Origin of the sequence: Hydrogenophaga sp. NH-16 (genome assembly GCF_004006415.1) — a bacterium.
GTDB lineage: Bacteria > Pseudomonadota > Gammaproteobacteria > Burkholderiales > Burkholderiaceae_C > Hydrogenophaga > Hydrogenophaga pseudoflava.
Genome location: NZ_CP029344.1, coordinates 1,803,419 through 1,826,874, shown reverse-complemented (window position 1 = coordinate 1,826,874; position 23,456 = coordinate 1,803,419). Strand labels below are relative to the sequence as shown.

Sequence of the window (23,456 nt, the reverse complement as noted above, 5' to 3'; positions counted from 1 at the left end):
GGCGCGCCAATGTAGCGCAGCCGGCTCAGGTCTGCGGGACGGTCTGAGGGGCGGTCTGCGGAGAGGTCAGCACCCGGGTCCGCGCCTGATGCAGGTGTTCGCGCAGCGTGTACCAGCGGTCGGCGTAGCGGTCGGGCAGTTCCATCTTGTCGACCTGCTGCTCCAGCACCACGAGGCGGCGCGCCGCGGCGCGCAGCCGGGCCGGGTCGGGGTGCCTGGAGAGGTCTTCTTCCAGGAACTTGAGCTCGCCGTAGAAGTGCAGGATGGCGGCGTCGACGCGCCAGTCGATGTAGCGGGGCGCCCGCAGCAGCAGCATGGTGCCCGCCAGGCCCACGGGCAGCAGCGCGTACAGCACCAGCTCGGCCCACTGCGCCATGCCGTAGGGCAGGATGGTTTCCATCCAGGGGCGCCCACCGCGCAGCGCCTTTCGGGCCACCGGGGACACCGGGTAGTTGCTGCCGATGGCGGTGGGGTAGATCCCCTGGCCTTCGAGGAAACCGGACATCACGTGCAGCTCGCCTGCCACGTCCACCAGCGCGCGCTGCAGCGCGGGGTGCAGGTCCTCGCGCACCATCAGATGGGTCTGTGTGACCATGGTGGGCAGGTCGGCCGCCGGCAGGTTGGCGCGCAGTTCGATCGAGCCCTGGGGCATGACCAGGGCGCGCAGCCGGGGCTCGCGCGAGGCCAGCTGCCCGGCACGTTCCACGCCCAGCAGGCGCACGCCGTCCAGCCGCGCCAGGGTGGCCGCGGTCTGCGAGTCGCCGGTCGCCACGTGCACCACGGCGTCCACCCGACCGGTGGTGATGGCGTCGATCGCGCTGTCGCCGACGTCGTCCGTGAACGCCACCTCGTCCTTGGCCAGCCCGGCGTGGCGCAGCAGCAGGTCGGCCGCGATGCGGTTGGACGAGCCTTCGACCGAGGCCGCCACGCGCCCGCCCCGCAGCTGGTCCAGGTGGTCGATGCCCTCGCGCGCAAACACCCACACGATTTCGTGACCCACCACGGCCAGAGCCTGCACCGCGGGGCCCTTGGGCGCGTACAGGCCCTGGGCGAAGGTGACATCGATGCGGCGCCCGCCCGCGGCCATGCGGTCCAGCGCCTCCTGGGGCCGGTCGTGGGCGACGATGTCGGCCTGGATGCCGAGGTTCTCCAGCCGGGTCGCGTAGTTGCGGGCCAGCTCCAGGTAGCTGCTCTGCCCGGGGCCGGTGCCGATGACCACGCGCTGGGGCGGCAGTGGCTTCCAGACCCACAGGATGGTCACGACCGCCGCGCACAGCAGGAGCAGCAGCGGCAGGTAGATGAGAAACCAGCGGCGCTGGTAGAGCAGCAGGATCTTCATCGCCCGCGGTACTCCCGGATCCGGTGCCGCACGAAGTTCACGTGCTGGCGCAGGGTGTAGCAGCGCTGCGCCAGTTCCGGTGGCAGCCCCTCGCCGACGATGGCCATCTCCATGCCGTTGAGCCGGCCGTGGATGCGGCTGAGGTCCATGCCACCCAGGTTGACGGCGTTGTTCGCGAGATCGTTCTCGATGAACCGCAGCTCGCCGTACCAGCGGGTGACCCGGTTCTCCAGCCGCCAGCGCACCCAGGCCGGCACCAGCCGCGCGAGCACCAGCGCCAGCAGCAGCATGGGCACGCCGATCACCAGCAGGCGCTGCAGCACCTGCGCCCACCAGAAGGGCAGCAGTGCCTCCAGGCCGCCCAGGCCTTGGGACAGCACCCGGCGCGCTTCGGGTGCCGAGGGGAAGTCGCTGAAGCGCAGGGCCGGGAACTCACCTGCGCGATGGAACGCATCCGCGCCGCCGTGCACCTCCATCGCCACTGCGGCCGCGAGACGCTTGAGGGCGGGATCGAGGTCCTGGCGCACCAGCAGGTGCGTCGGTGTGGTCAGCACCGGGGTGTCGCCCGGTGGTTGTCCGGCGCCGAGCGTGTCTTCGGGCAGCAGCCGGTTTTCCAGGTAGTTGTTGCGCTCCGAGATGGCCGCTGTGCGGCGAAGCGACGCCAGGTGAACGCCCCGCGCGGACAGCAGGGCGCCGATGCCGGGCGCACTCGGTGCCGCCACCATGAACACCGCATCCACCTCGTGCCGCAGCAAGGCATCGCGCGCGGCCACACCGCTGTGCGCGGTCATCGCCACCTGGCCCAGGTCGACTTGCATCTGTTTCAGCAGACGCTGCAGCATGGCCCGGTGTCCGCTGCCATCGGGGCCGGCGGCCACCCGTTTGCCCACCAGGTCAAGCAGGGAGGTCATCGGCTGTTCGCGACTGAACAGCCACAGCACCTCGATGTCCACACTGCCCAGCGTCTGGACATCGGCCGCGCTGCGGGCCGCGCCAGCGGCCGACGACCAGCCGAACCCGCCTTGCACCAGGGCCAGGTCGGTCTGGGGGGGCTGCGCCTGCAGACGCTGCAGGTTGGTGGCCGAACCCTCGGACGAGTGGATTTCCAGCGAAATGCCGTGGCGGGAAAAGGCCTCGGCGTAGCGCATGGCATGGCGCTGGTAGGCGCCGTCTGCCTGGCCGCTGCTGATCGTCAGCTGGGTGGGTGGCATCGGGTACAGCCACCGCCAGGCCGCCGCAGCCATGACCACCACGGCCAGCACGATCGGCAGGCGGATCAGCAGCCAGCGGTGGCGGTAGAGGTGGGCGTAGGTCATGGTGGACAAAAGCCAAGGCGAGGATACGGGTTCTGTATCCTTTTGCAACCAAGCGCGGGCACAAAAAAGCCGCCCCGGAGGGCGGCTGGTGTCAGGAAGCCACAGGGCTCACATGCCGGCGTAGTTCGGACCGCCCCCGCCTTCGGGCGTGACCCAGACGATGTTCTGTGTGGGGTCCTTGATGTCGCAGGTTTTGCAGTGCACGCAGTTCTGCGCGTTGATGACCAGCTGGTCCTGCCCGTCCTTCTCGACGAACTCGTACACGCCGGCCGGGCAGTAGCGGCTCTCGGGGCCGGCGTACTTCGCCAGGTTGATCTTCACCGGCACGCCGGCGTCCTTGAGCGTCAGGTGCGCCGGCTGCTGCTCTTCGTGGTTGGTGTTGCTGACGAACACGCTGGAGAGGCGGTCGAAGGTGATCACGCCGTCCGGTTTCGGGTAGCTGATCCTGGGGCACTCGGCCGCAGGCTTGAGCTTGGTGTGGTCCTTGACGGTGTTGTGCAGCGTCCAGGGCGGCGCGCTCACGCCCACCTTGGGCAGGAACCAGTGCTCGACGCCGGTCATGAGCTTGCCCATGAGCGGGCTCTTCTTGAACCAGTTCTTGAAGTTGCGGTAGGTCCAGAGTTCCTCGTGCAGCCAGCTGGCCTTGAAACCGGTCTCGAACGCGGTGAGTTCGTCCGACTGGCGTCCCGCGGCCACGGCCTCGAAGGCGGCTTCGGCGCAGAGCATGCCGCTCTTGATGGCCGCGTGGCTGCCCTTGATGCGCGCGGCATTGAGGAAGCCGGCGTCGCAGCCGACCAGCGCACCGCCCGGGAACACGGTCTTGGGCAGGGCCTGCGGCGTGCCATTGTTCAGCGCACGTGCGCCGTAGCCCAGGCGCTTGCCGCCTTCGATGTGGGCCTTGATGGCCGGGTGGGTCTTCCAGCGCTGCATCTCTTCGAACGGAGAGAGCCAGGGGTTCTGGTAGTCCAGGCCGATCACATAGCCGAGCGTGACCTTGTTGCCTTCGAGGTGATAGAGGAAACCGCCGCCGAAGGCGTCGTCGTTCAGCGGCCAGCCAGCGGTGTGCACCACCAGGCCGGGCTTGGCCTTGTCGGCCGGCACTTCCCACAGTTCCTTGATGCCGATGGCAAACGTTTGAGCGTCCTTGCCTTCGTCCAGCTTGTATTTGGCGATCAGCTGCTTGCCCAGATGGCCGCGCGCGCCTTCGGCGAACACGGTGTACTTCGCGTGCAGCTCCATGCCGATCTGGAAGCTGTCCATGGGCTCGCCGTCCTTGCCCACACCGAGGTTGCCGGTGGCCACGCCCTTGACCGAACCGTCGTCGTTGTAGAGCACCTCGGCCGCGGCGAAGCCGGGGAAGATCTCCACGCCCAGGGCTTCGGCCTGCTCGCCGAGCCACTTGGTGACCGCGCCCAGGCTGATCACGTAGCAGCCCTCGTTGTGGAAGTTGCGCGGCATCAGCCAGTCGGGCGTGCGCTGCGCGCCGGTTTCGGACAGCACCAGCAGGTCGTCGCCGGTGACGGGCTGGTTCAGCGGGGCGCCCAGTTCCTTCCAGTTCGGGAACAGTTCGGTGATGGCCCTGGGGTCCATCACGGCGCCCGAGAGGATGTGGGCGCCGGGCTCCGAGCCTTTCTCGAGCACGCAGACGTTGACCTCGCTGCCTTTTTCGGTGGCCAGCTGCTTGAGGCGGATGGCGGTGGCCAGGCCAGCGGGCCCTCCGCCGACGATCACCACGTCGTATTCCATGGCTTCGCGCGGGCCGAACTGGGCAAGGATTTCTTCAGAGGTCATGGGGGGTCTCGCGGATAATGGTTTTGTACTTTTGCCGCCACCTGGCGCGGCGTCTGTCGTCGGGCGGACAGCATTCTATTGCTGCGGCGCCAGAAAATCGAACGATCGTGCTAATTTGCACCTGCCCGGAGATTATCCCGTGACCTACCAGATCGACCTTTCGGGCCGCGTGGCCCTCATCACCGGCGCTTCCGGCGGCCTGGGCGAACAGTTCGCCAAGACCCTCGCCAAGGCCGGTGCCGCCGTCGTGCTGGCCAGCCGCCGCACCGACCGCCTCATGGCCCTGCGCGCGCACATCGAGGCCGAGGGAGGCGATGCGCATGTGGTGGCGCTGGACGTGACCGACACCGCCTCGATCAGGGCGGCCGTGGCCCACGCCGAGACCGAGGTCGGCCCGATCGACATCCTGGTGAACAACTCGGGCGTGAGCACCACGCAGCGCCTGCAGGATGTGGCCGAAGAGGACTACGACTACGTCTTCAACACCAACACCAAGGGCGCCTTCTTCGTCGCCCAGGAAGTGGCCAAACGCATGCTGGCGCGCGCCAAGGGCGCGGCGCCCGGTACTTTCGTCGGTGGCCGCATCATCAACATCGCGTCGATGGCGGGGCTCAAGGTGCTGCCGCAGATCGGCGTGTACTGCATGAGCAAGGCGGCCGTGGTGCAGATGACCAAGGCGATGGCCGTGGAGTGGGGCAAGTTCGGCATCAACGTGAACGCCATCTGCCCGGGCTACATCGACACCGAGATCAACCACCACCACTGGCAGACCGAACAGGGCCAGAAGCTGATTGGCATGCTGCCGCGCAAGCGCGTGGGTCAGCCGGCCGATCTGGATGCGCTCCTGGTGATGCTGGCGTCCAACGAGAGCCACTTTGTGAACGGTGCAGTGATTGCGGCAGATGACGGCTTCGGTGTCTGACCGCGCGCTGTCGGGCCTGCCGCCCGGCATGGCGGCGGGCATCGCAGCCGGGCTGGGAGCAGGGGCCTTCTGGGGCACGACCTTTGTGGCACCGCTGGTGGCGCCCGGGTATTCGTCGGTGGACTACACGGCGGGGCGCTTCATCGCCTGCGGCCTGTTCTCGCTGGCCTGGATGCTGTGGCAGACGCTGCGCATGCCATCAGGACAGCGCGCCGGGCAGTGGCCCGATGCGGCCCAGGCCGGCGCAGCGCTGTGGCTCAGCGTGCTGGGCTACACCGGCTACTACCTGCTGCTGGTCTACGGCATTGCCGACGCCGGCGCGGCGCTGCCGGCACTGATCATCGGCACGCTGCCGGTCTGGATGATGCTGCTGGGCAAACCCGCGCACCTGCGCTGGGCGGCGCTGCTGCCAGGGCTGCTGCTCACGGCGGCCGGCATGGTGCTGATGATGGACGCCACCTCGGAAGAAGTGAACGCCTCCGGCGCTGGCAACTTCTGGCGCGGCGTGCTGCTGGCCGCAGGCGCCATGCTCAGCTGGCTGGCCTTCGGCATGCTCAACGCCCGCTGGATCCGCCGCCACCCCGGGGTGAAGTCCACCGCCTGGGCCAACTGGCTGGGTCTGGCCGCCGGGCTCGGCGGGCTGTTGCTGTGGCTGGGCTGGGGCACCGGCTGGGCCGAAGTGACCGGCCGGCCTGGCTTCGGCCGGTTCGTGTTCGTGTGCGCCTTCACCGGCATCGGTTCGGCCTGGATCGCTTCGGTGATGTGGAACGTCGCCAGCCGCCGGCTGAGCACCAGCCTGGCCGGCCAGCTGGTGGTGAGCGAGACCGTGTTTGCGCTGATCTACGCCTTCGCCTGGAGCGGCGACTGGCCGGCCACCGCGCAGCTGCTGGCCTGCGTGCTGTTCGTGGCCGGCATCCTGGCCTCCATCCGCGCCCACCGCTGAACATGACAAGGACAACCCATGAAACTCGAACTGCCTGCCGAGAAACGCCTGGTGCATGAAATCGTGGTGCCTATCCGCTGGGGCGACATGGACGCCATGGGGCACGTCAACAACACGATCTATTTCCGCTACATGGAGATTGCGCGGCTGGACTGGTTCTTCGGCCTGGGCCTGCCGGCCGACCCGCAGGGCGAGGGGCCGGTGATCGTCAACGCCTTCTGCAACTTCATCCGGCAGTTCGAGTTCCCGGGCGACGTGCTGGTGCGCACCTATGTCGGCACGATGGGCAGAACCTCGTTCGACACTTTCCACGAGATGCTGCGCACCGACGACCCGGTCACGGTCTGCGCCAATGGCGGTGCGACGGTGGTGTGGGTGGACTTCCCCAGGCAGAAGTCGGTGCCCATGTCCGACCAAGCCCGCGCCCTGATCGAAGGCGCCGGCCACCCGCCGCTGCTGGGGCGCTGAAGACGGCGGTCCGGCGCCGGGCCGCCCCAAGCCGGATCAGCCCCCGTGGGGGCAGCGACCCGCGCAGCGGCGGAGCGTGGGGGCACTATTTCTGCTTTGGCGTGCGCCCCATCAGATAGAACTCGGGATTGGGCATCATTCCGCTGAAGCTGGCCATGCGGTTGGACAGGCCGAAGAACGCGGTGATGGCGGCGATGTCCCAGGCGTCCTCATCACTGAAACCGTGGGCGGCCAGGGCCTTGAAATCCGCGTCGTCGATCTCGTGCGAGGCCAGGCAGACCTTCATCGCGAAGTCGAGCATGGCGCGCTGGCGCGGCGGAATGTCGGCCTTGCGGTGGTTCACCGCCACCTGGTCGGCCACCAGCGGCTTTTTCTCGTAGATGCGCAGGATGGCGCCATGCGCGACCACGCAGTACAGGCAGTGGTTGGCGGCGCTGGTGGCGGTGACGATCATTTCGCGGTCGCCCTTGCTCAGGCCGGAGGTGCGGCCCACCGACTCAGGGACCATCAGCGCATCGTGGTAGGCGAAGAAGGCGCGCCATTCGGCCGGGCGGCGGGCCAGCGCCAGGAAGACGTTGGGCACGAAGCCTGCTTTCTCCTGCACCTCCAGGATCTTGGCTTTGAGGTCGTCGGGCAGGCTGTTCAGGTCGGGCAGGGGGTAGCGCTCGCTCATGTTTTGTCTCCGGTCGGGTTCTGGGCAAAAGGCCAGCTTATCCTCGCGCGTTGAACCGACTCTGACACCTGGGGAACAAATCATGCAAGACGAGCAGTACCACCGAGGTCTCCAGACCCGCCGCGAGGTGATGGGAGACGACTTTGTCGACCGCGCCCTGGCGGGCACCACCCCCTTCACCCAGCCGATCCAGGACCACATCTCGCGCGCCGCTTGGGGCGACGTCTGGCAGCGGCCTGGCCTGGACCGCAAGACCCGCAGCCTGATCACGGTCGCCATGCTGACCGCACTGGGCAAGCAGCACGAGCTCAAGGGCCATGTGCGCGGCGCGCTCAACAACGGGGCAACGCCGGCAGAGATCCAGGAGGTCCTGCTGCACGCCGCCGTCTACTGCGGCATTCCCACGGCGGTGGAGGCCTTCCGCACTGCGGCCGAGGTGGTCCCGGTGGACGGTCTGTGATGCCTGGATGGCTCAAAGAATCAAACAAATGTCAATTTTTTAAACGTCGTTCAATCAGAAGGAGTTTGTCATGACCTCAAGCCGCCGTTCATGGATGCTGCGCACGTTCGCTGCGATTGCCACTTCATCGGCCCTGCTGTCGCCGTTCACGGCACACGCACAGGCGCCAACCACCCGAATCCTGGTCGGTTTTCCGGCGGGTGGTGGCACCGACGCCATCGCCCGCATCCTGGCCGAGCGCCTGCAGGCCGAGCTGGGCAGCAGCGTGGTGGTGGACAACAAGGCCGGCGCGGGCGGCCAGCTGGCGGCGCAGGCGCTCAAGGCGGCCGCGCCCGATGGCCACACCCTGTTCCTGAGCCACGACCACAGCGTGTCCATCCTGCCGCTGACGATGAAGAATCCGGGCTTCGACCCGGCCAAGGACTTCGTGCCGGTGGCCGGTTTCGCCACCTTCGTGAACGCGGTGGCGCTGTCGGGCGGCACGCCGGCGCGCGACTTCAAGGCCTGGATCGACGGCGTGAAGGCGGCTGGCGGCAAGGCGACCATGGGCATCCCGGCGCCCGCGTCCACGCCGCAGTTCGCGGTGCAGGTGATTGGCAAGCAGTTCGGGCTGGACCTGGTGGCGGCACCCTACCGTGGCAGCGCGCCCATGATGGCCGACATGCTGGGCAACACCATCCCGGCCGGCGTGGGCTCGGTGCCCGACTTCATCGAGAACCACAAGGCCGGCAAGCTGCGCGTGGCCGCCGTCATGGGCACTCAGCGCCAGGCCGCACTGCCCGAGGTGCCGACCTTCACCGAACTGGGCATCAAGGGCTTCGAGGAAGTGCCGTACTACGGTCTGTTCGCGCCCGTTGGCACGCCCAAGGCCGAACTTGACAAGCTGGCTGCCGCGCTGCAGAAGGTGATCGCGCAGGCCGACGTGAAGGACCGGCTGACCGCCATGGGCCTGACCGTGGGCTACATGAGCGGTGCCGAGCTCGGCAAGCGCGAGACGGCCTACCGCGAGGTGTGGGCGAGGATCATCAAGGACTCGGGCTACCAGCCCCAGTGAACTGTTGCGGGCTTCAGCTTCCCGCGATCAGTCGATGGACAAGATCGGGCGTGCTGTGCGCCTGGTACTTGCGCATCAGCCGCGCGCGGTGGATCTCCACAGTGCGGTGGCTGATGCCCAGCTGCTTGCCGATCTCCTTGCTGGTCAGGCCGTCCATCAGGCAGGCGGCCACCTCGCGCTCGCGCGGGGTCAGCGCAGCGCCCACCGGCCGGCGCGCGCTCAGGTCTTCAAAGGTCCAGATGCCCGCGGCGTGCGGGTCGGCCGGGTCCAGCGCGCGGCCGGTCACGTGGCACCAGAAGGTCTCGCCCTTGAAGCGGCCGTCCACCCGCTGCATGATGCGTTCGTCCGCGTAGGTGCCGCCGCGGCCCAGGATGGGAACGATGCGCGCGCCGGTGCGCTCGTACTCGTCGGCGCTGGGGTAGAGGATGAGGAAGCTCTGCCCCACGAGCTGTTCGCGCGTGGCGCCGAACATCTCGCACAGGGCCTGGTTGCAGTCCACCATGGTGCGCTGGCGCGAGAGTGCCAGGCCCACCGGGGCCAGGTCGAAGGCGAGGCGGTAGTCGATCTGGTCCATGGGTGTGTGCGGGTTGGTCCTTAGGTCAAACTACGTATGTGGATACGTAGTATCGTTCCGCCACCCGATTTCTCGATCCCTGTTTGTTCAACCACTGGAGTCTTTTCACGTGAACAAGATCTATCCCAGCGCGGCCGAAGCCCTCAAGGGCGTGGTGGCCGACGGCCAGCTGATAGCAGTCGGCGGTTTCGGCCTCTGCGGCATTCCCGAGGCCCTGATCGACGCCCTGCGCGATTCGGGCGTGAAGAACCTGACCGCCATTTCCAACAACGCCGGCGTGGACGACTTCGGTCTGGGCAAGCTGCTGCAAACGCGCCAGATCAAGAAGATGATCTCGTCCTACGTGGGCGAGAACAAGGAGTTCGAGCGCCAGTACCTGGCCGGCGAACTCGAACTGGAATTCACGCCCCAGGGCACGCTGGCCGAGAAGCTGCGCGCCGGCGGTGCCGGCATCCCGGCTTTCTTCACCAAGACCGGCGTCGGCACCATCGTGGCCGAGGGCAAGGAGCTGCGCGAGTTCAACGGCGAGACCTACGTGATGGAACACGCGCTGTTCCCCGAGGTGGCGCTGGTCAAGGCCGACGTGGCCGACCGCTCGGGCAACCTGCGCTTCAACCTGACGGCGCGCAACTTCAACCCGGCCGCGGCCATGGCCGGCAAGGTCTGCATCGTCGAGGTCGAGCGCATCGTCGCCACCGGCGAGATCGCTCCGGACGACGTGCACCTGCCCGGCATCTACGTGCACCGCATCGTGCACAACCCGACGCCCGAGAAGCGCATCGAGAAGCGCACCACCCGCGACCGCAAGTAAGGAGCACGAACATGGCATGGACCCAAGACCAGATGGCCGCACGTGCGGCCCAGGAACTGCAGGACGGTTTCTATGTGAACCTCGGCATCGGCATCCCGACGCTGGTGGCCAACCACGTGCCCGACCACGTCGAGGTGTGGCTGCAGAGCGAGAACGGCATGCTGGGCATCGGCCCCTTCCCCTATGAGGACGAGGTGGACGCCGACCTGATCAACGCCGGCAAGCAGACGGTGACCACCATCAAGGGTTCGTCGATCTTCGGCAGCCACGAGAGCTTCGCCATGATCCGCGGCGGCAAGATCAACCTGTCCATCCTGGGCGCCATGCAGGTCACCGGCACGGGCGACCTGGCCAACTGGATGATCCCCGGCAAGATGGTCAAGGGCATGGGCGGGGCCATGGACCTGGTGGCCGGCGTGCCGCGCGTGATCGTGCTGATGGAGCACGTGGCCAGGAAGAAGGACGGCAGCACCGACCTGAAGATCCTTCCCGAGTGCACCCTGCCGCTGACCGGCAAGGGCGTGGTCGACCGCATCATCACCGACCTGGGCGTGATGGACGTGACGCCCGAGGGTCTGAAGCTGGTGGAGCTGGCCGACGGCGTGACGCGCGAGGAGATCCAGAGCAAGACCGGCGTGCCGCTGATCTGATCCCCTGCTCGGCCCACAAAGCCAAAGGCCCCGCTGCTTGCGCAGCGGGGCCTTTGTCATTCTGGAGCGGGTGAAGGGAACCTTATCGTGTTCCCAACTCGTTGATTGATAACGAGTTTTCCGCACTCGGCGAACCGAGATGGACATAATTATGGACTGAAAAACCACGCTTGGTCAACGCGCGCTCCGAGCAAGTCCAGTGCGAGCCATGGACAGCCAGCAATAGCCAATGTACCCCAGCGCTCAACGTCACGAGGCCGGCTCATCTCCTTTTAGCAGGAACTCCTCGTGTGCGCGCTGCAGGAACCGCCTCATGGGTTCAGAGGGTTCGGCGCCGCGGCGCAGCAGGTAGGTGGACAGCATGGGTGGCGTACCGGCCAAGGGGCGGACGGTTATGTCGGGGCGGTTCAGGGTCTGCACCTGCGAAGCAATGGCGAAACCGATGCCGTAACCGGCACCGACCAGAGTCAGCATCACGCCTAAGCTCGTCACCTGATCTACCAGCTTGAGCGGCTTGGACGCACCTTGAAGCACTGCCTGGATCTGATGGTGGCAGCCCGATCCCGCGTCGGGATGGCACAGCACCAGCGGAAACTTCAAGGCTTCCTCCAGCGGCACTTCCGCATGCACAAGCAAGGGGTGGCGCACGGGCACGATTACTGATAGCGGATCGGTCCAAACAGGCACGGCGACGAGGCCATCATTCACCGCATCCGAGAGCGCAAAGCCGATGTCCAGCAGATCGTTGTGCAGGCCCTTGAGCTGCTGCGCGAAAGGCAGCTCGAAGACGCGAATCTCCAGCTCGGGTTCTTCCTCGCGGCTGCGCGCCAGCAAGGTGGCAATGTGGGGCTGTGCCAAACTGTCGCAGATGGCGATGCGCAGGTAGCCCTGATAGCCCTGTGCCGCCGCCTTTGCGGCACTCACCGCCTGCTCCACGGTAGCCAGCACGCGCCGGCACTCACCAAGGAACACTTGACCGGCCCTGGTCAGTCGCGTCTGGTTTGCACTGCGGTCGAACAACTGCACGCCGAGCGTGGCTTCGAGATGGCGCATCGCGCGTGACACGGGCGATTGCTCGACGCCAAGGCGCTCCGCCGCTCGCGCGAAATGCAGTTCTTCCGCGACCGCAACGAAATAGCGCAGTAGTCTAAGTTCCAATGCGGCCTCCTGTTCGCCCCGTTCTCGGCCTGCGTCCACGTCATGCGGATTGCGCCTCGCTCTCTCCTGCAATGATGGGAAAGAGGTTCCGGCTCTGCTTAGGGAGCAAATTCGCCACAGTCCTCCTTATTCCATCAACACCACAGACCTCACCTGTATCGACCCAAACATCAGTTTTGAATGCTTGGTTTCTGCCCAAAGGCCCTCCATTCCACCAAGCGAATATTCCAAGCCCCGAGCGACAAAGCCACGTTATGGCGTCAGCAGCTCCCGTAGCATCGCTACATGAAGGCGTTTCCATTCGGCTATCGCATCAGGGGCCACCGGGCCGCGGACCACGCCGTCGAGCATTGCATGTATGCCAGGCGACAGGATCAGCCGCGGTGCATGCGTAATAGCACTGCGACGCAGCGTGCCCTGCCGGACACCACGCTGGAGCAGGCGCGCCACATCGGCGATGTGCGGCTCAAACATGGTCTGGTGCCATTGGTCGAAGGCCTGCGGCACGCGCGTGCCGTTAGCCAGCAGCAAGCGCACGGCCTGCAGCACTGAGGGATCACCGAGGGATTGGTACATCGGTTCCACGACACGGCGCACTAGCAGGTCCACGGTCACGGGTTCGTCGTCCGCCAAAGGCTCGGGGGCGGCCGGCACAGGCTGGACTAGGCGCTTGAGCAGTGCGCCGAAGATCTCCTCCTTGCTGGCGAAATGCGTGTAGACGCCGCCTTTGGACAGACCCGTGGCCGCGGCGATGTCGTCCAGGCGTGCGGATGCGAAGCCCTTGTCGGAGAACACATGCAGCGCTGCGTCGAGGATCTGCGTGACGCGAGTGACTGCAGGCAGGCGCCGGCGCGGCGGGCATGGCTCGCTGACGCCGGGCGATGCTGCCGAGATATCGTTTCTGATCATGGTGGTGTGTGCTAGATAAGAAGAAGCCGACGCCTTACCCCGGCGACTGTTCGCCTTGTCATCGTGGTCATGCAACAATATACTACTGACCGGCCAGTCGGTATTTAAAAGATGATCGATTGATATATGTCAAATTCATCCTCCGGGAAAGTCCCAAGATCCTACCCATGACCTCTGCAACCACATCCTCATTGCCAGGCGCGACGCTGGCGGATCGTCTTGACGCGCAGGCCCACGCCCTGCTGGCCCGAGCCTCTGGCGGGCTCTCGCCGGCCTCGGCGCTGCTGGCCTGGCAGGACTGGGCCGTGCACCTGGCCAACTCGCCCGGCAAGCAGATGGCGCTGGCGCAGTTGGCCGGCACGCAAGCCCAGGCGCTAAGTCAGTACATGCGCGCGCGCCTGCAAGCCGCACCGGACCATGAGCAGGTGCTGGTGGAGCCGCCGGCACAAGACCGACGCTTCGTTGATCCGGCGTGGCGGAAATGGCCGTTCTGTCTCTGGCAGCAATCCTTCCTGTTGACCGAACAGTGGTGGGATGCGGCGACACATGGCGTGAGTGGCGTCGACCGGCATCACGAGAACATGGTCTCGTTCTGGGCCCGGCAGTGGCTAGACATGTTCTCGCCCGGCAACCGATTGGCGACCAATCCGTTGGCGCTGCGCCGGACGGTCGAGGAACTCGGCGCCAATCTCGTGCGTGGCGCGCAGCATCTGGTCGAGGATCTGCAGCAGGCCGTCACTGGAACCGGGCCGGAGACCGGCTTCACGGTCGGCCGCGATGTCGCTGTCACGCCCGGCCAGGTGGTGCTGCGCAATCGCGTGATGGAGCTGATCCAGTACGCGCCCGCCACCGGCTTGGTGCACGCCGAGCCGGTGCTGCTGATTCCGGCCTGGATCATGAAGTACTACATCCTCGACCTGTCGCCGCATGACTCGCTGGTGAAGTACCTCGTGGATCAAGGCCACACCGTATTTTGCATTTCCTGGAAGAATCCCGGCGAGGCCGAGCGCGACCTGGGCATGGACGACTACCTTCGCGACGGCTTTCACGCCGCGCTGGATGCCGTCAACGCCATCGTTCCCAAGCGCAAGGTGCATGCCACCGGCTACTGCCTGGGCGGCACGCTGCTGGCCATCGCGGCCGCCGCCATGGCCCGCGACGGCGACACGCGCCTAGCCAGCACCAGCTACTTTGCCGCACAAACCGATTTCAGTGAGCCCGGCGAGCTGGGTCTGTTCATCGACGCGAGCCAGGTCAGCCTGCTCGAAGCGCAGATGGCCAAGACCGGCTATTTGAAGGCCAGCCAGATGGCTGGCGCGTTCCAGATGCTGCGCTCCTACGACCTGCTGTGGTCACGCCTGGTGCACGACTACCTGCTCGGCGACCGCAGCGGTTTCAACGACCTGATGGCGTGGAACGCCGACACCACGCGCATGCCGGCAACCATGCATTCGCAGTACCTGCGGCGGCTGTTCCTGAACGACGACCTCAGCGAGGGCCGTTATCCGGTCGATGGCCGTCCAGTCTCGCTGGGTAGCCTGACACTCCCGACCTTCATGGTGGGTACCGCCACGGACCATGTCGCGCCCTGGCGCTCGGTGCACAAGCTGCACTACCTGTGCCCGGCCGAGATCACGTTCGTGCTGACCAGCGGCGGCCACAACGCAGGCATCGTCAACCCCCCAGTGTCGACGTCGAAACGCCAGTACCAGTGGCTGACGCGCGAGGCCGGGGGTACCTATCTGGCGCCGGATGAATGGCTGGCTGCGGCTTCCACCGTGCGGGGCTCTTGGTGGCCGGCTTGGCAGCAATGGCTGGCCGCGCGTTCGGGTGCCCAAGTCAAACCGCCGCGTATGGGCAGCAGCGCCTACCCGGCCACCGCCGATGCACCCGGCAGCTACGTCCTGGAAAAGTAAATGGCAGGCGCATTGCAAGGCAAGAAAGGCCTGGTCGTCGGCGTCGCCAACGACAAGAGCATCGCCTGGGGCTGCGCACGCGCCCTGCGCGATGCCGGCGCCGAACTGGCCCTCACCTGGTTCAACGACAAGGCCCGCCCGCATGTCGAGCCCTTGGCGCAGCAACTGCAGGCCCCCATCACGCTGCCGCTGGACGTCGAGCAAGCCGGCCAGATGGAGGCCGTGTTCGCCGCCATCGCGCAGCGATGGGGCCAGCTGGACTTCGTGCTGCACTCCATCGCGTTCGCACCCAAGAGCGATCTGCACGGCCGCGTGGTCGACAGCTCGCGCGAGGGCTTCGCGCGGGCCATGGACATCTCCTGCCATTCCTTTGCGCGCATGGCGCATCTGGCCGAGCCGCTGATGCCGCAGGGCGGCAGCCTGATGACCATGAGCTATGTGGGCGCGGAAGAAGTGATCCCGGGCTACGGCCTCATGGGGCCGGTGAAGGCCGCGCTGGAGGCCAGCACGCGCTACCTGGCAGCCGAGCTCGGGCCCAAGGGTATCCGTGTCAATGCCATCTCGCCAGGCCCGCTGGCCACGCGCGCGGCCTCGGGCATCCCCGATTTCGATGCTCTGCTGCAAGAGGCCGTGCAGCGCGCGCCTTTGCGCCGCTTGGTGGACATTGACGAAGTTGGTGCACTGTGCACTTTTCTGGCCGGCGATGGCGCCAAGGCCATTACCGGCAGCACGCTCTACGTGGACGCCGGCTACCACATCCTCGGTTGAACGCATGCTGATATCCCGACTCATCCCTTTGGCCAGCGCTCTGCTGCTGGCCGGTTGCGCCTCGATGGCGCCTTCCTACGAACGCCCAGCCGTGCCACTACCCGCACAGTACGGCGCCGGCATGGCGCCCGCTGCTGCTGCTGCCGCCGCGCTCGAGTGGCGCGGCTACTTCACCGACTCCGCGCTGCAGCGGCTGATCGAGCAGGCGCTGGCGCACAACCACGACCTGCGCACGGCCGTGCTGCGCGTGCAGGAGGCGCAGGCCGCCTACGGCATCCAGCGCAGCGCACGCTACCCCACGCTGGGCCTGTCCGCCGAGGCGGCGCGCGCCCGCACCCCCGCCGACCTGAGCCTCACCGGCCACGCCATCACCGCCAGCCAGTTCCAGGTCGGCCTGGGTGTCAGCAGCTGGGAGCTCGACTTTTGGGGTCGCCTCGCCAGCCTCAACGAGGCGGCGCTGCAAAGCTTCCTGGCCACGGACGCGGCCCGTCGCGCCACCACGCTCAGCCTGATCGCGCAGGTGGCCGATACCTACCTGGGCCTGCGCGAGGTGGACGAACGCCTGCGCCTGGCGCAGGAGAGTGCGGCCAGCCAGCGCGAATCCCTGCGCATCTTCACACGCCGCTTCGAGGTTGGTTCTGCATCGCGACTGGAATTGACGCAGGTGCAGACCCTGGTGGCGCAGGCGGATTCGTTGGTTGTCCAGCTGCAGCAGCTGCGCGACCAGCAGGCCCATGCGCTGGATCTGCTGTTGGGCAGTCCGGCTGAATTGCCGCCGATGCAGACCCCGGCCCAGGCCGAGGCGGTCTGGCAGTTGACACCGATGCAGGCCGGCCTGCCATCGGAGTTGCTGCTGCAGCGCCCCGACCTCGCGGCGGCCGAACACCAGTTGCGGGCCGCCAACGCGCAGATTGGCGCCGCCCGGGCGGCCTTCTTCCCCAGCATCCGGCTGACGGCCTTCGGCGGCACGGCCTCCAACGAACTGGATGGCCTGTTCAAAGGGGCCAACCGTGCCTGGAGCTTCGCGCCCAGCCTCTCCCTGCCGATCTTCGACGGGGGGCGCAATCAGGCCAATCTCGACCTGGCCGAAGTACGCCGGAACCTGGCCGTGGTGCAGTACGAGCAGGCCGTGCAGGCCGCCTTCCGCGACGTAGCCGACGCGCTGTCGGCACGCCGCTGGCTCGCCGAGCAGGTGCAGGTTCAGCGCGAAGCGTTGGCCGTGCAGCGGGAACGCGCCCGCCTGTCGCGCCTGGCCTATGACAACGGCGCCACCAGCTTTCTGGATGTGCTCGACGCCGAGCGCTCGCTGATCTCCGCCGCGCAGCAACTGGTTCAAACCCGCCGCGCGCTGCTGGCCAGCCAAGTCGCCCTGTACCGCGCACTGGGCGGTGGCGCACAAGCGCTGCCCGATGCGCCACTGCTGGCTTCTCCCACCCTTCCTGCCTCTGCCGCAGCACCCACAACCCACTGAAAACCATGGACAACGCATTGAAAAAGAAACTGATTACCGTCGGCATTGCGATAGCGCTGGCTGCGGGTGCCTGGTACACATGGCAGAAGTACAAAGGCGGCAAAGACGACGGCGCCTTACTGCACGGCAACGGCCGCATCGAGGCGACCGAAGTCGACGTGGCGACCAAGCTGGCAGGGCGCGTCGACAATATCCTGGTCAGCGAAGGAGCCTTCGTAAAGGCAGGCCAGGTGCTGGCCACCATGCAGGTGCAGACGCTGAACGCGCAGCTGCGCGAGGCCAAGGCCCAGCGCCAGCAGACCCTGGCCGCCGTCGCCAGCGCGCAGGCCCAGGTGGTCATGCGCCAGAGCGACAAGACGGCCCAGCTGGCCCGGATGCGCCAGGCCGAGGCCGAGTTCGACGCTGCCAAGCGCCGGCTGGCACGTTCGGAGACCCTGACAAAGGAAGGTGCAGCCTCGGTGCAGACGCTGGACGACGACCGTGCTCGCACGCGCAGCGCCGAAGCCGCGATTGCCTCTGTGCAGGCGCAGGCCGATTCGGCCGATGCCGCCGTCGCCGCCGCACGCATGCAGGTCACCAGCGCGCAGTCCCAGGTCCAAGCCATCGATGCCACGCTGGAGCGCATCCAGGCCGAAATCGACGACAGCCAGCTGAAGGCACCGCGCGACGGCCGCGTGCAGTTCCGCCTGGCCCAGCCCAGCGAGGTGCTGGGCGCCGGCGGCAAGGTGCTGAACCTAGTCGACCTGTCCGACGTCTACATGAGCTTCTTCCTGCCCGAGACCGCGGCCGGCCGCGTGGCGCTGGGCTCGGAGGTGCGCATCGTGCTCGACGCCGCGCCCCAGTTCGTGATTCCCGCCCAGGTGTCCTTCGTGGCCAGTACGGCCCAGTTCACGCCCAAGACGGTCGAAACCGCCAGCGAACGCCAGAAGCTGATGTTCCGCGTGAAGGCGCGCATTGCACCCGAGTTGCTGCAAAAGCACCTGGAGCAGGTCAAGACGGGTCTGCCGGGCGAGGCCTGGATCAAGCTCGACCCGCACAGCGAGTGGCCGGCCAAGCTGCAAACCAGGGTTGCGCCCTGACGGCGCGGCGGAAGGCTCGGCTTCATGGCTTCTGCAAGCAATTCAACCCCGGTCATCTCCCTGCACGATGTGCGCCAGCGCTACGGCAAGACCGAAGCGCTGCGCGGCATCACGCTGGACGTCCCCGCGGGCGGCATGGTGGGCCTCATTGGCCCTGACGGCGTCGGCAAATCCAGTCTGCTGTCGCTGGTGGCGGGCGCACGTGCCGTGCAGCACGGGCAGGTGCTCGTGCTGGGCGGCGACATGGCCCGCCGCAGGCACCGCAATGCCGTGTGCCCACGCATTGCCTATATGCCGCAGGGCCTGGGTAAGAACCTCTATCCCACCTTGTCGGTCGAAGAGAACCTGCAGTTCTTTGCGCGCCTGTTCGGGCACGACGCCGCTGAACGCCGCCGGCGCATCGATGACCTGACGCAGAGCACCGGCCTGCGCAAGTTCCTGGGCCGCCCCGCGGGTAAGCTCTCGGGTGGCATGAAGCAAAAGCTCGGCCTGTGCTGCGCGCTGATCCATGATCCCGACTTGCTGATCCTGGACGAGCCCACCACGGGCGTCGATCCGTTGGCCCGCGCTCAGTTCTGGGAGCTGATCAACCGCATCCGCGCCCTCCGCCCGCAGATGAGCGTGGTGGTAGCCACGGCCTACATGGACGAGGCCCAGCGCTTCGACTGGCTGGTGGCCATGGACGATGGCCGGGTGCTCGACACCGGTACCCCCGGTGAGCTGCTTGCGCGCACGGGCACGCAGTCGCTGGAGGCGGCTTTCATCGCGCTGCTGCCCGAGGACAAGAAACGCGGCCACGCCGCCGTGGTGATCCCGCCGCTGCAGACCCGCGAGGACGACATCGCCATCGAGGCGCGCGAACTGACCATGCGCTTTGGCGATTTCGTTGCCGTGGACCATGTCAACTTCCGCATCCGCCGCGGCGAGATCTTCGGCTTCCTCGGCTCCAACGGCTGCGGAAAGTCCACCACCATGAAGATGCTGACGGGTCTGCTGCCTGCCAGCGAAGGCCGGGCCTGGCTGTTTGGCCACGAAGTGGATTCCAGCGACATCGCCACGCGACGGCGCGTGGGCTATATGTCGCAAGCGTTTTCACTGTATGGCGAGCTGACGGTGCTGCAGAACCTGGTGCTGCACGCCCAGCTGTTCGATGTGCCGGCGGCCGAGATCTCCGCCCGCGTCGAGGACATGCTGGAGCGCTTTGGCCTGCGCGAAGAGCGCCATGACCTGCCCGACAAGCTGCCGCTGGGCCTGCGCCAGCGCCTGTCGCTGGCCGTGGCCATGGTGCACAAGCCCGAACTGCTGATCCTGGACGAGCCAACGTCGGGCGTGGACCCGATCGCCCGTGACCAGTTCTGGCGCCTGCTGGTGGAGCTGTCGCGCCGCGACCAGGTGACGATCTTCATCTCCACCCATTTCATGAATGAGGCCGAGCGCTGCGATCGCATGTCCATGATGCATGCGGGCAAGGTGCTGGACTCCGACACGCCCGCCGCCCTGGTGGCTAAGCGCGGCGCCGCCACGCTGGAGGAAGCCTTCATCGGCTATCTGGTGGAAGCCTCGGGCGAAGCGGCGCCCGCGCCGGCCGCCAAGGCGGAAGCGGCTGATGCCGATCCAGCCGGCGCCGCGGCTGCGCCGGCTCCAGAGCCGCGTCCGCGCGCCGCGGGCTTCAGCCTGCAGCGCCTGTGGAGCTATCTGTGGCGCGAAGCGCTGGAGCTGCAGCGCGACCCGGTGCGCGCCGCGCTGGCCCTGGTGGGCTCGCTGGTGCTGATGATCGTGATCGGCTACGGCATCAACATGGATGTGGAGAACCTGACGGTCGCCGTGCTCGACCGCGACCAGAGCACCTTGAGCCAGAGCTACACACATGGCCTGTCGGGCTCGCGCTACTTCATCGAGCAGGCGCCACTGCGCTCCTACGAGGAACTGGACCAGCGCATGCGCGCCGGCAAGATCGCGCTGGCCATCGAAATCCCGCCCGACTTCGGCCGCGATGTGCTGAGCGGCCGCGCCACCGCCATCGGAGCGTGGTTCGACGGCGCCATGCCCACGCGCGCGGAAACGGTCAAGGGCTATGTGCAAGGCATGCACCAGCGGTGGCTGAGCGAGCAGGTACGCGAACGCACGGGCCAGCAACTGAGCAGCCAAGTGAGCATCGAGACCCGCTACCGCTACAACCCCGATGTGAAGAGCCTGCCGGCCATCGTGCCGGCCGTGATGCCGCTGCTGCTGCTGATGTTCCCGGCCATGCTGACGGCGCTGGCCGTGGTGCGCGAAAAGGAGTTGGGCTCCATCGTCAACCTCTATGTGACGCCCGTGACGCGGGTGGAATTCCTGCTGGGCAAGCAGCTGCCCTACGTGGCGCTGGCCATGCTGAACTACCTGCTGATGAGCGGCCTGGCGGTGTTCGTGTTCGGGGTGCCGATGAAGGGCAGCTTCGTCACGCTCACGCTGGCGGCCCTGCTGTTCACCATCATTGCCACCGGCATGGGGCTGCTGGCCTCTGCCGTCACGCGAAGCCAGATCGCCGCCATGTTCTTCGCCATGCTGGGCACCTTGATCCCGGCCACGCAGTTCTCCGGCCTGACAGACCCGGTGTCCTCGCTGGAAGGCGCGGGCCGCTGGATCGGCGAGATCTACCCCGCCACCCACATGGTGACCATCAGCCGCGGCGTCTTCAGCAAGGCGCTGGGCTGGCATGACCTGAGCAGCTCCTTCGGGCCCATGCTGATCGCCATTCCCGTGATCATCGGTATCGCCATCTGGGCGCTCCCCAAACAGGAAAAGTAGCCATGGCGCACCATCTGAAAAACATCTGGCGCCTGGGCGTCAAAGAGCTGTGGAGCCTGTGGCGCGACCCGGTCATGCTTGTGCTCATCGTCTACACCTTCACGCTGTCGGTCTACACCGCGGCCTCGGCCATGCCCGAGACGCTGCACAAGGCTCCGATCGCCATCGTCGACGAAGATCAGTCGCCGCTGTCCACACGCATTGCCTCGGCGTTTTACCCGCCCCATTTCATGCCGCCGCAGATGATGAACTTCGCGCAGGTGGACCCGGCGATGGACGCTGGAACCACCACCTTCGCGCTGACCATCCCGCCGGGCTTTCAGCGCGACGTGCTGGCTGGCAAGAAGGTGGAGCTGCAGCTCAACGTGGATGCCACACGCATGAGCCAAGCCTTCTCGGGTGGCGGCTACGTGCAGCAAATCGTGAGCGCCGAAATCAACGAATTCACCCAGCGCCACCGCGCGGCCAGCAGCTCCCCGGTGGACCTGGAAGTGCGTGCGCGCTTCAATCCAACGCTGAACAAGACCTGGTTCGGCGGGGTGATGCGGATCATCAACAACGTGACCATGCTGTCCATCATCCTCACCGGCGCGGCGCTGCTCCGTGAGCGCGAGCACGGCACCATCGAGCATCTCTTGGTGATGCCCGTCACGCCCACCGAGATCATGCTGGCCAAGGTCTGGTCCATGGGGGCGGTGGTGCTGCTCGCGGCCGGGGTGTCGCTGAACCTGGTGGTGCGAGGCTGGCTGCAAGTGCCCATCGAAGGCAGCGTGGCGCTGTTCCTCGCCGGCTCGGCGCTGAGCCTGTTCGCCACTACGGCCATGGGCATCTTCATGGCCACGGTGGCGCGCTCCATGCCGCAGTTCGGCCTGCTGCTGGTGCTCACGCTGGTGCCGCTGCAGTTGCTGTCGGGCGGCGCCACGCCGCGCGAATCCATGCCGCAGATGGTGCAGGACATCATGCTGCTGGCCCCGACCACCCACTTCGTCAGCATGGCCCAGGCCATCCTGTATCGCGGCGCCGGGCTGTCCGTGGTGTGGCCGCAATTCCTGGCGCTGCTGGCTATCGGCTCGGTGCTGTTCGCGCTTTCGCTGGCGCGCTTTCGCAAGACCATCACGCAGATGGCCTGAGTTCCTTTCACCGTCATTCCTGTTGAATTGGAGATCGCCATGAGTCACGAAAATTTTGCCCTGAACCTTTGCAAGGCCAACGGCGAGTTGCAGCTTGAGTTCGGCCGCTTGCTGCTAGAGAACGCGCAGCGCAACGGCGAGCTGCTGCAGCGCAGCGCCGCCCAAGGTCTGGCCGAAGCCAAGGCCGGCATCGACGGCTTGCAGGGCGCTGCGGACTGGCAGGCCCTGACCCGCCTGCCCGCCGAATCCTTCCCGTCCGCGGTGCAGCGGCACCTGGCCGAAAGCCAGACGCTCGGTCAGCAGGCCGTGCAGAACCAGTCCGCCTTTGCCAGCGGCGTGCAGCAGGCGCTGGTCCACTGGCAGCACGCCGTGACCCGCAGCGGCGCGGAACAGCCGACGGCCGCCGCCGTGCCCGATTGGCTCAAACCTTGGGCCGCGCTGCTGCCGCAGCAAGGCACGACCGCAGTGGCTCAGAAGGAGTGATCCAATGACGCAACAACAACGCACCGCTCTGGTCACCGGCGGCATGGGCGGTCTCGGCGAGGCCATCGCACGCAGCCTGCACGACGCGGGCCACCGCGTGCTGCTGACCCACGCGCGCGATGAGGGCGCCGCGGCCGCTTGGCTGGCCGTGCAGCAAGGCGAGGGCTACGCCTTCCAGTCTTACGCCGCCGACGTGGCCAACTGGGAGTCCTGCCAGCGCATGGCCGCGCGCATCGCCGCCGACGGCCACCAGGTCGACATCGTCGTCAACAACGCTGGTATCACCCGCGACGCGACGCTGAAGAAGCTGACGAAGGACGGCTGGGACGCCGTGCTGCGCACCGACCTGGACTCGGTCTTCCACGTCACTAAGCCCTTCCTCGACGGCATGCTGGAGCGCGGCTGGGGGCGGGTCGTCAACATCTCGTCGATCAACGGGCTCAAGGGCCAGTTCGGCCAGACCAACTACTCGGCGGCCAAGGCCGGCATGCACGGCTTCACCAAGGCCCTGGCCCAGGAGGTGGCGCGCAAGGGCGTGACGGTCAACACCGTGTCGCCGGGCTACCTCGCCACCCAGATGGTGACGGCCGTGCCGCCGGACGTGCTGCAGCAGATCGTCGCGGGCATCCCCGTCGGCCGCCTGGGCCAGCCTGCGGAGATCGCCGCGCTCGTCACCTTCATCGCCAGCGAGGCGGCCGGCTTCATGACCGGCAGCAACATCTCGATGAACGGCGGCCAGTACATGGGCTGA

General features: G+C 66.9%; 22 protein-coding genes. 15 read left to right on the top strand and 7 right to left on the bottom strand.

The genetic code is table 11. The features are described from left to right. Window positions 1-25: 25 nt before the first annotated feature. From DD542_RS08865 to DD542_RS08855, 3 genes are all read right to left on the bottom strand, one after another. On the bottom strand, window positions 26-1,339 hold the full coding sequence (locus tag DD542_RS08865) for an ABC transporter substrate-binding protein (RefSeq protein WP_127805180.1): 1,314 nt from the start codon (window positions 1,337-1,339) through the stop codon (window positions 26-28). Continuing rightward, window positions 1,336-2,655 (bottom strand): TAXI family TRAP transporter solute-binding subunit, encoded by a 1,320-nt coding sequence (locus DD542_RS08860; protein WP_127805178.1) that lies wholly within the window; start codon window positions 2,653-2,655, stop codon window positions 1,336-1,338. Before DD542_RS08860 ends, DD542_RS08865 begins: the two co-directional genes overlap by 4 nt. A 108-nt stretch (window positions 2,656-2,763) precedes the next feature. Then, entirely contained in the window at window positions 2,764-4,446 is a 1,683-nt protein-coding gene (locus DD542_RS08855; protein WP_127805176.1) for an electron transfer flavoprotein-ubiquinone oxidoreductase, read from the bottom strand. A gap of 139 nt (window positions 4,447-4,585) precedes the next feature. On the opposite strand from DD542_RS08855, the gene DD542_RS08850 reads away from it, so the two are divergent. The 3 genes from DD542_RS08850 to DD542_RS08840 are packed head-to-tail and all read left to right on the top strand — an operon-like array spanning window position 4,586 to window position 6,779. Continuing rightward, window positions 4,586-5,368 (top strand): SDR family oxidoreductase, encoded by a 783-nt coding sequence (locus DD542_RS08850; RefSeq protein ID WP_127805174.1) that lies wholly within the window; start codon window positions 4,586-4,588, stop codon window positions 5,366-5,368. Next, on the top strand, window positions 5,349-6,311 hold the full coding sequence (locus tag DD542_RS08845) for a DMT family transporter (RefSeq protein WP_241559731.1): 963 nt from the start codon (window positions 5,349-5,351) through the stop codon (window positions 6,309-6,311). The genes DD542_RS08850 and DD542_RS08845 overlap by 20 nt, the downstream gene beginning before the upstream one ends. A gap of 18 nt (window positions 6,312-6,329) precedes the next feature. After that, window positions 6,330-6,779: a thioesterase family protein gene (locus DD542_RS08840; RefSeq protein ID WP_127805172.1), complete on the top strand. Its 450-nt coding sequence runs from the start codon at window positions 6,330-6,332 to the stop codon at window positions 6,777-6,779. An 85-nt stretch (window positions 6,780-6,864) separates the two neighbouring features. Here DD542_RS08840 and DD542_RS08835 read toward each other — a convergent pair whose 3' ends face one another. Then, window positions 6,865-7,452 carry a peroxidase-related enzyme gene (locus tag DD542_RS08835; RefSeq protein ID WP_127805169.1) on the bottom strand — a complete coding sequence of 196 codons (588 nt, stop codon included), beginning with the start codon at window positions 7,450-7,452 and terminating at the stop codon, window positions 6,865-6,867. Window positions 7,453-7,534: 82 nt separating this feature from the next. On the opposite strand from DD542_RS08835, the gene pcaC reads away from it, so the two are divergent. Both pcaC and DD542_RS08825 read left to right on the top strand, forming a co-directional pair. Further along, complete coding sequence (pcaC, locus tag DD542_RS08830; protein ID WP_127805167.1) at window positions 7,535-7,912, top strand: 4-carboxymuconolactone decarboxylase; 378 nt, start codon at window positions 7,535-7,537, stop codon at window positions 7,910-7,912. Between the two features lie 70 nt (window positions 7,913-7,982). Continuing rightward, entirely contained in the window at window positions 7,983-8,966 is a 984-nt protein-coding gene (locus DD542_RS08825) for a Bug family tripartite tricarboxylate transporter substrate binding protein (protein WP_066158288.1), read from the top strand. 13 nt (window positions 8,967-8,979) lie between these two features. On the opposite strand, the gene DD542_RS08820 is transcribed toward DD542_RS08825, so the two are convergent. Then, window positions 8,980-9,540, bottom strand: coding sequence for a LuxR C-terminal-related transcriptional regulator (locus DD542_RS08820; RefSeq protein WP_127805165.1), 561 nt, complete (start codon window positions 9,538-9,540; stop codon window positions 8,980-8,982). Between the two features lie 109 nt (window positions 9,541-9,649). Between DD542_RS08820 and DD542_RS08815 the strand changes: the two genes are divergently transcribed. Beyond that, on the top strand, window positions 9,650-10,351 hold the full coding sequence (locus DD542_RS08815) for a CoA transferase subunit A (protein WP_066158291.1): 702 nt from the start codon (window positions 9,650-9,652) through the stop codon (window positions 10,349-10,351). 11 nt (window positions 10,352-10,362) lie between these two features. Next, window positions 10,363-11,001 carry a CoA transferase subunit B gene (locus DD542_RS08810; protein WP_127805163.1) on the top strand — a complete coding sequence of 213 codons (639 nt, stop codon included), beginning with the start codon at window positions 10,363-10,365 and terminating at the stop codon, window positions 10,999-11,001. Window positions 11,002-11,250: 249 nt separating this feature from the next. On the opposite strand, the gene DD542_RS08805 is transcribed toward DD542_RS08810, so the two are convergent. Continuing rightward, window positions 11,251-12,159 (bottom strand): LysR family transcriptional regulator, encoded by a 909-nt coding sequence (locus DD542_RS08805; RefSeq protein WP_127805162.1) that lies wholly within the window; start codon window positions 12,157-12,159, stop codon window positions 11,251-11,253. 252 nt (window positions 12,160-12,411) lie between these two features. Then, on the bottom strand, window positions 12,412-13,068 hold the full coding sequence (locus tag DD542_RS08800; RefSeq protein WP_127805160.1) for a TetR/AcrR family transcriptional regulator: 657 nt from the start codon (window positions 13,066-13,068) through the stop codon (window positions 12,412-12,414). Between the two features lie 167 nt (window positions 13,069-13,235). Between DD542_RS08800 and DD542_RS08795 the strand changes: the two genes are divergently transcribed. Genes DD542_RS08795 through phbB form a run of 8 tightly spaced genes read left to right on the top strand, consistent with a single transcriptional unit; the run spans window position 13,236 to window position 23,456 of the window. Further along, window positions 13,236-14,984, top strand: coding sequence for an alpha/beta fold hydrolase (locus DD542_RS08795; protein ID WP_127805158.1), 1,749 nt, complete (start codon window positions 13,236-13,238; stop codon window positions 14,982-14,984). Continuing rightward, window positions 14,985-15,752, top strand: coding sequence for an enoyl-ACP reductase FabI (gene fabI / locus DD542_RS08790; RefSeq protein ID WP_127805156.1), 768 nt, complete (start codon window positions 14,985-14,987; stop codon window positions 15,750-15,752). It abuts the gene before it with no gap. 4 nt (window positions 15,753-15,756) lie between these two features. Then, window positions 15,757-17,223, top strand: coding sequence for an efflux transporter outer membrane subunit (locus DD542_RS08785; protein WP_127805154.1), 1,467 nt, complete (start codon window positions 15,757-15,759; stop codon window positions 17,221-17,223). Window positions 17,224-17,228: 5 nt separating this feature from the next. After that, window positions 17,229-18,302, top strand: coding sequence for an HlyD family efflux transporter periplasmic adaptor subunit (locus DD542_RS08780; protein ID WP_127805152.1), 1,074 nt, complete (start codon window positions 17,229-17,231; stop codon window positions 18,300-18,302). 24 nt (window positions 18,303-18,326) lie between these two features. Continuing rightward, window positions 18,327-21,092, top strand: a complete 2,766-nt coding sequence (gene rbbA, locus DD542_RS08775; RefSeq protein ID WP_127805150.1) for a ribosome-associated ATPase/putative transporter RbbA — start codon at window positions 18,327-18,329, stop codon at window positions 21,090-21,092. Window positions 21,093-21,094: 2 nt separating this feature from the next. Beyond that, window positions 21,095-22,222: an ABC transporter permease gene (locus tag DD542_RS08770; protein WP_127805147.1), complete on the top strand. Its 1,128-nt coding sequence runs from the start codon at window positions 21,095-21,097 to the stop codon at window positions 22,220-22,222. 39 nt (window positions 22,223-22,261) lie between these two features. Then, window positions 22,262-22,705: a hypothetical protein gene (locus DD542_RS08765; RefSeq protein ID WP_127805146.1), complete on the top strand. Its 444-nt coding sequence runs from the start codon at window positions 22,262-22,264 to the stop codon at window positions 22,703-22,705. 4 nt (window positions 22,706-22,709) lie between these two features. Next, window positions 22,710-23,456 (top strand): acetoacetyl-CoA reductase, encoded by a 747-nt coding sequence (phbB, locus tag DD542_RS08760; protein ID WP_127805144.1) that lies wholly within the window; start codon window positions 22,710-22,712, stop codon window positions 23,454-23,456.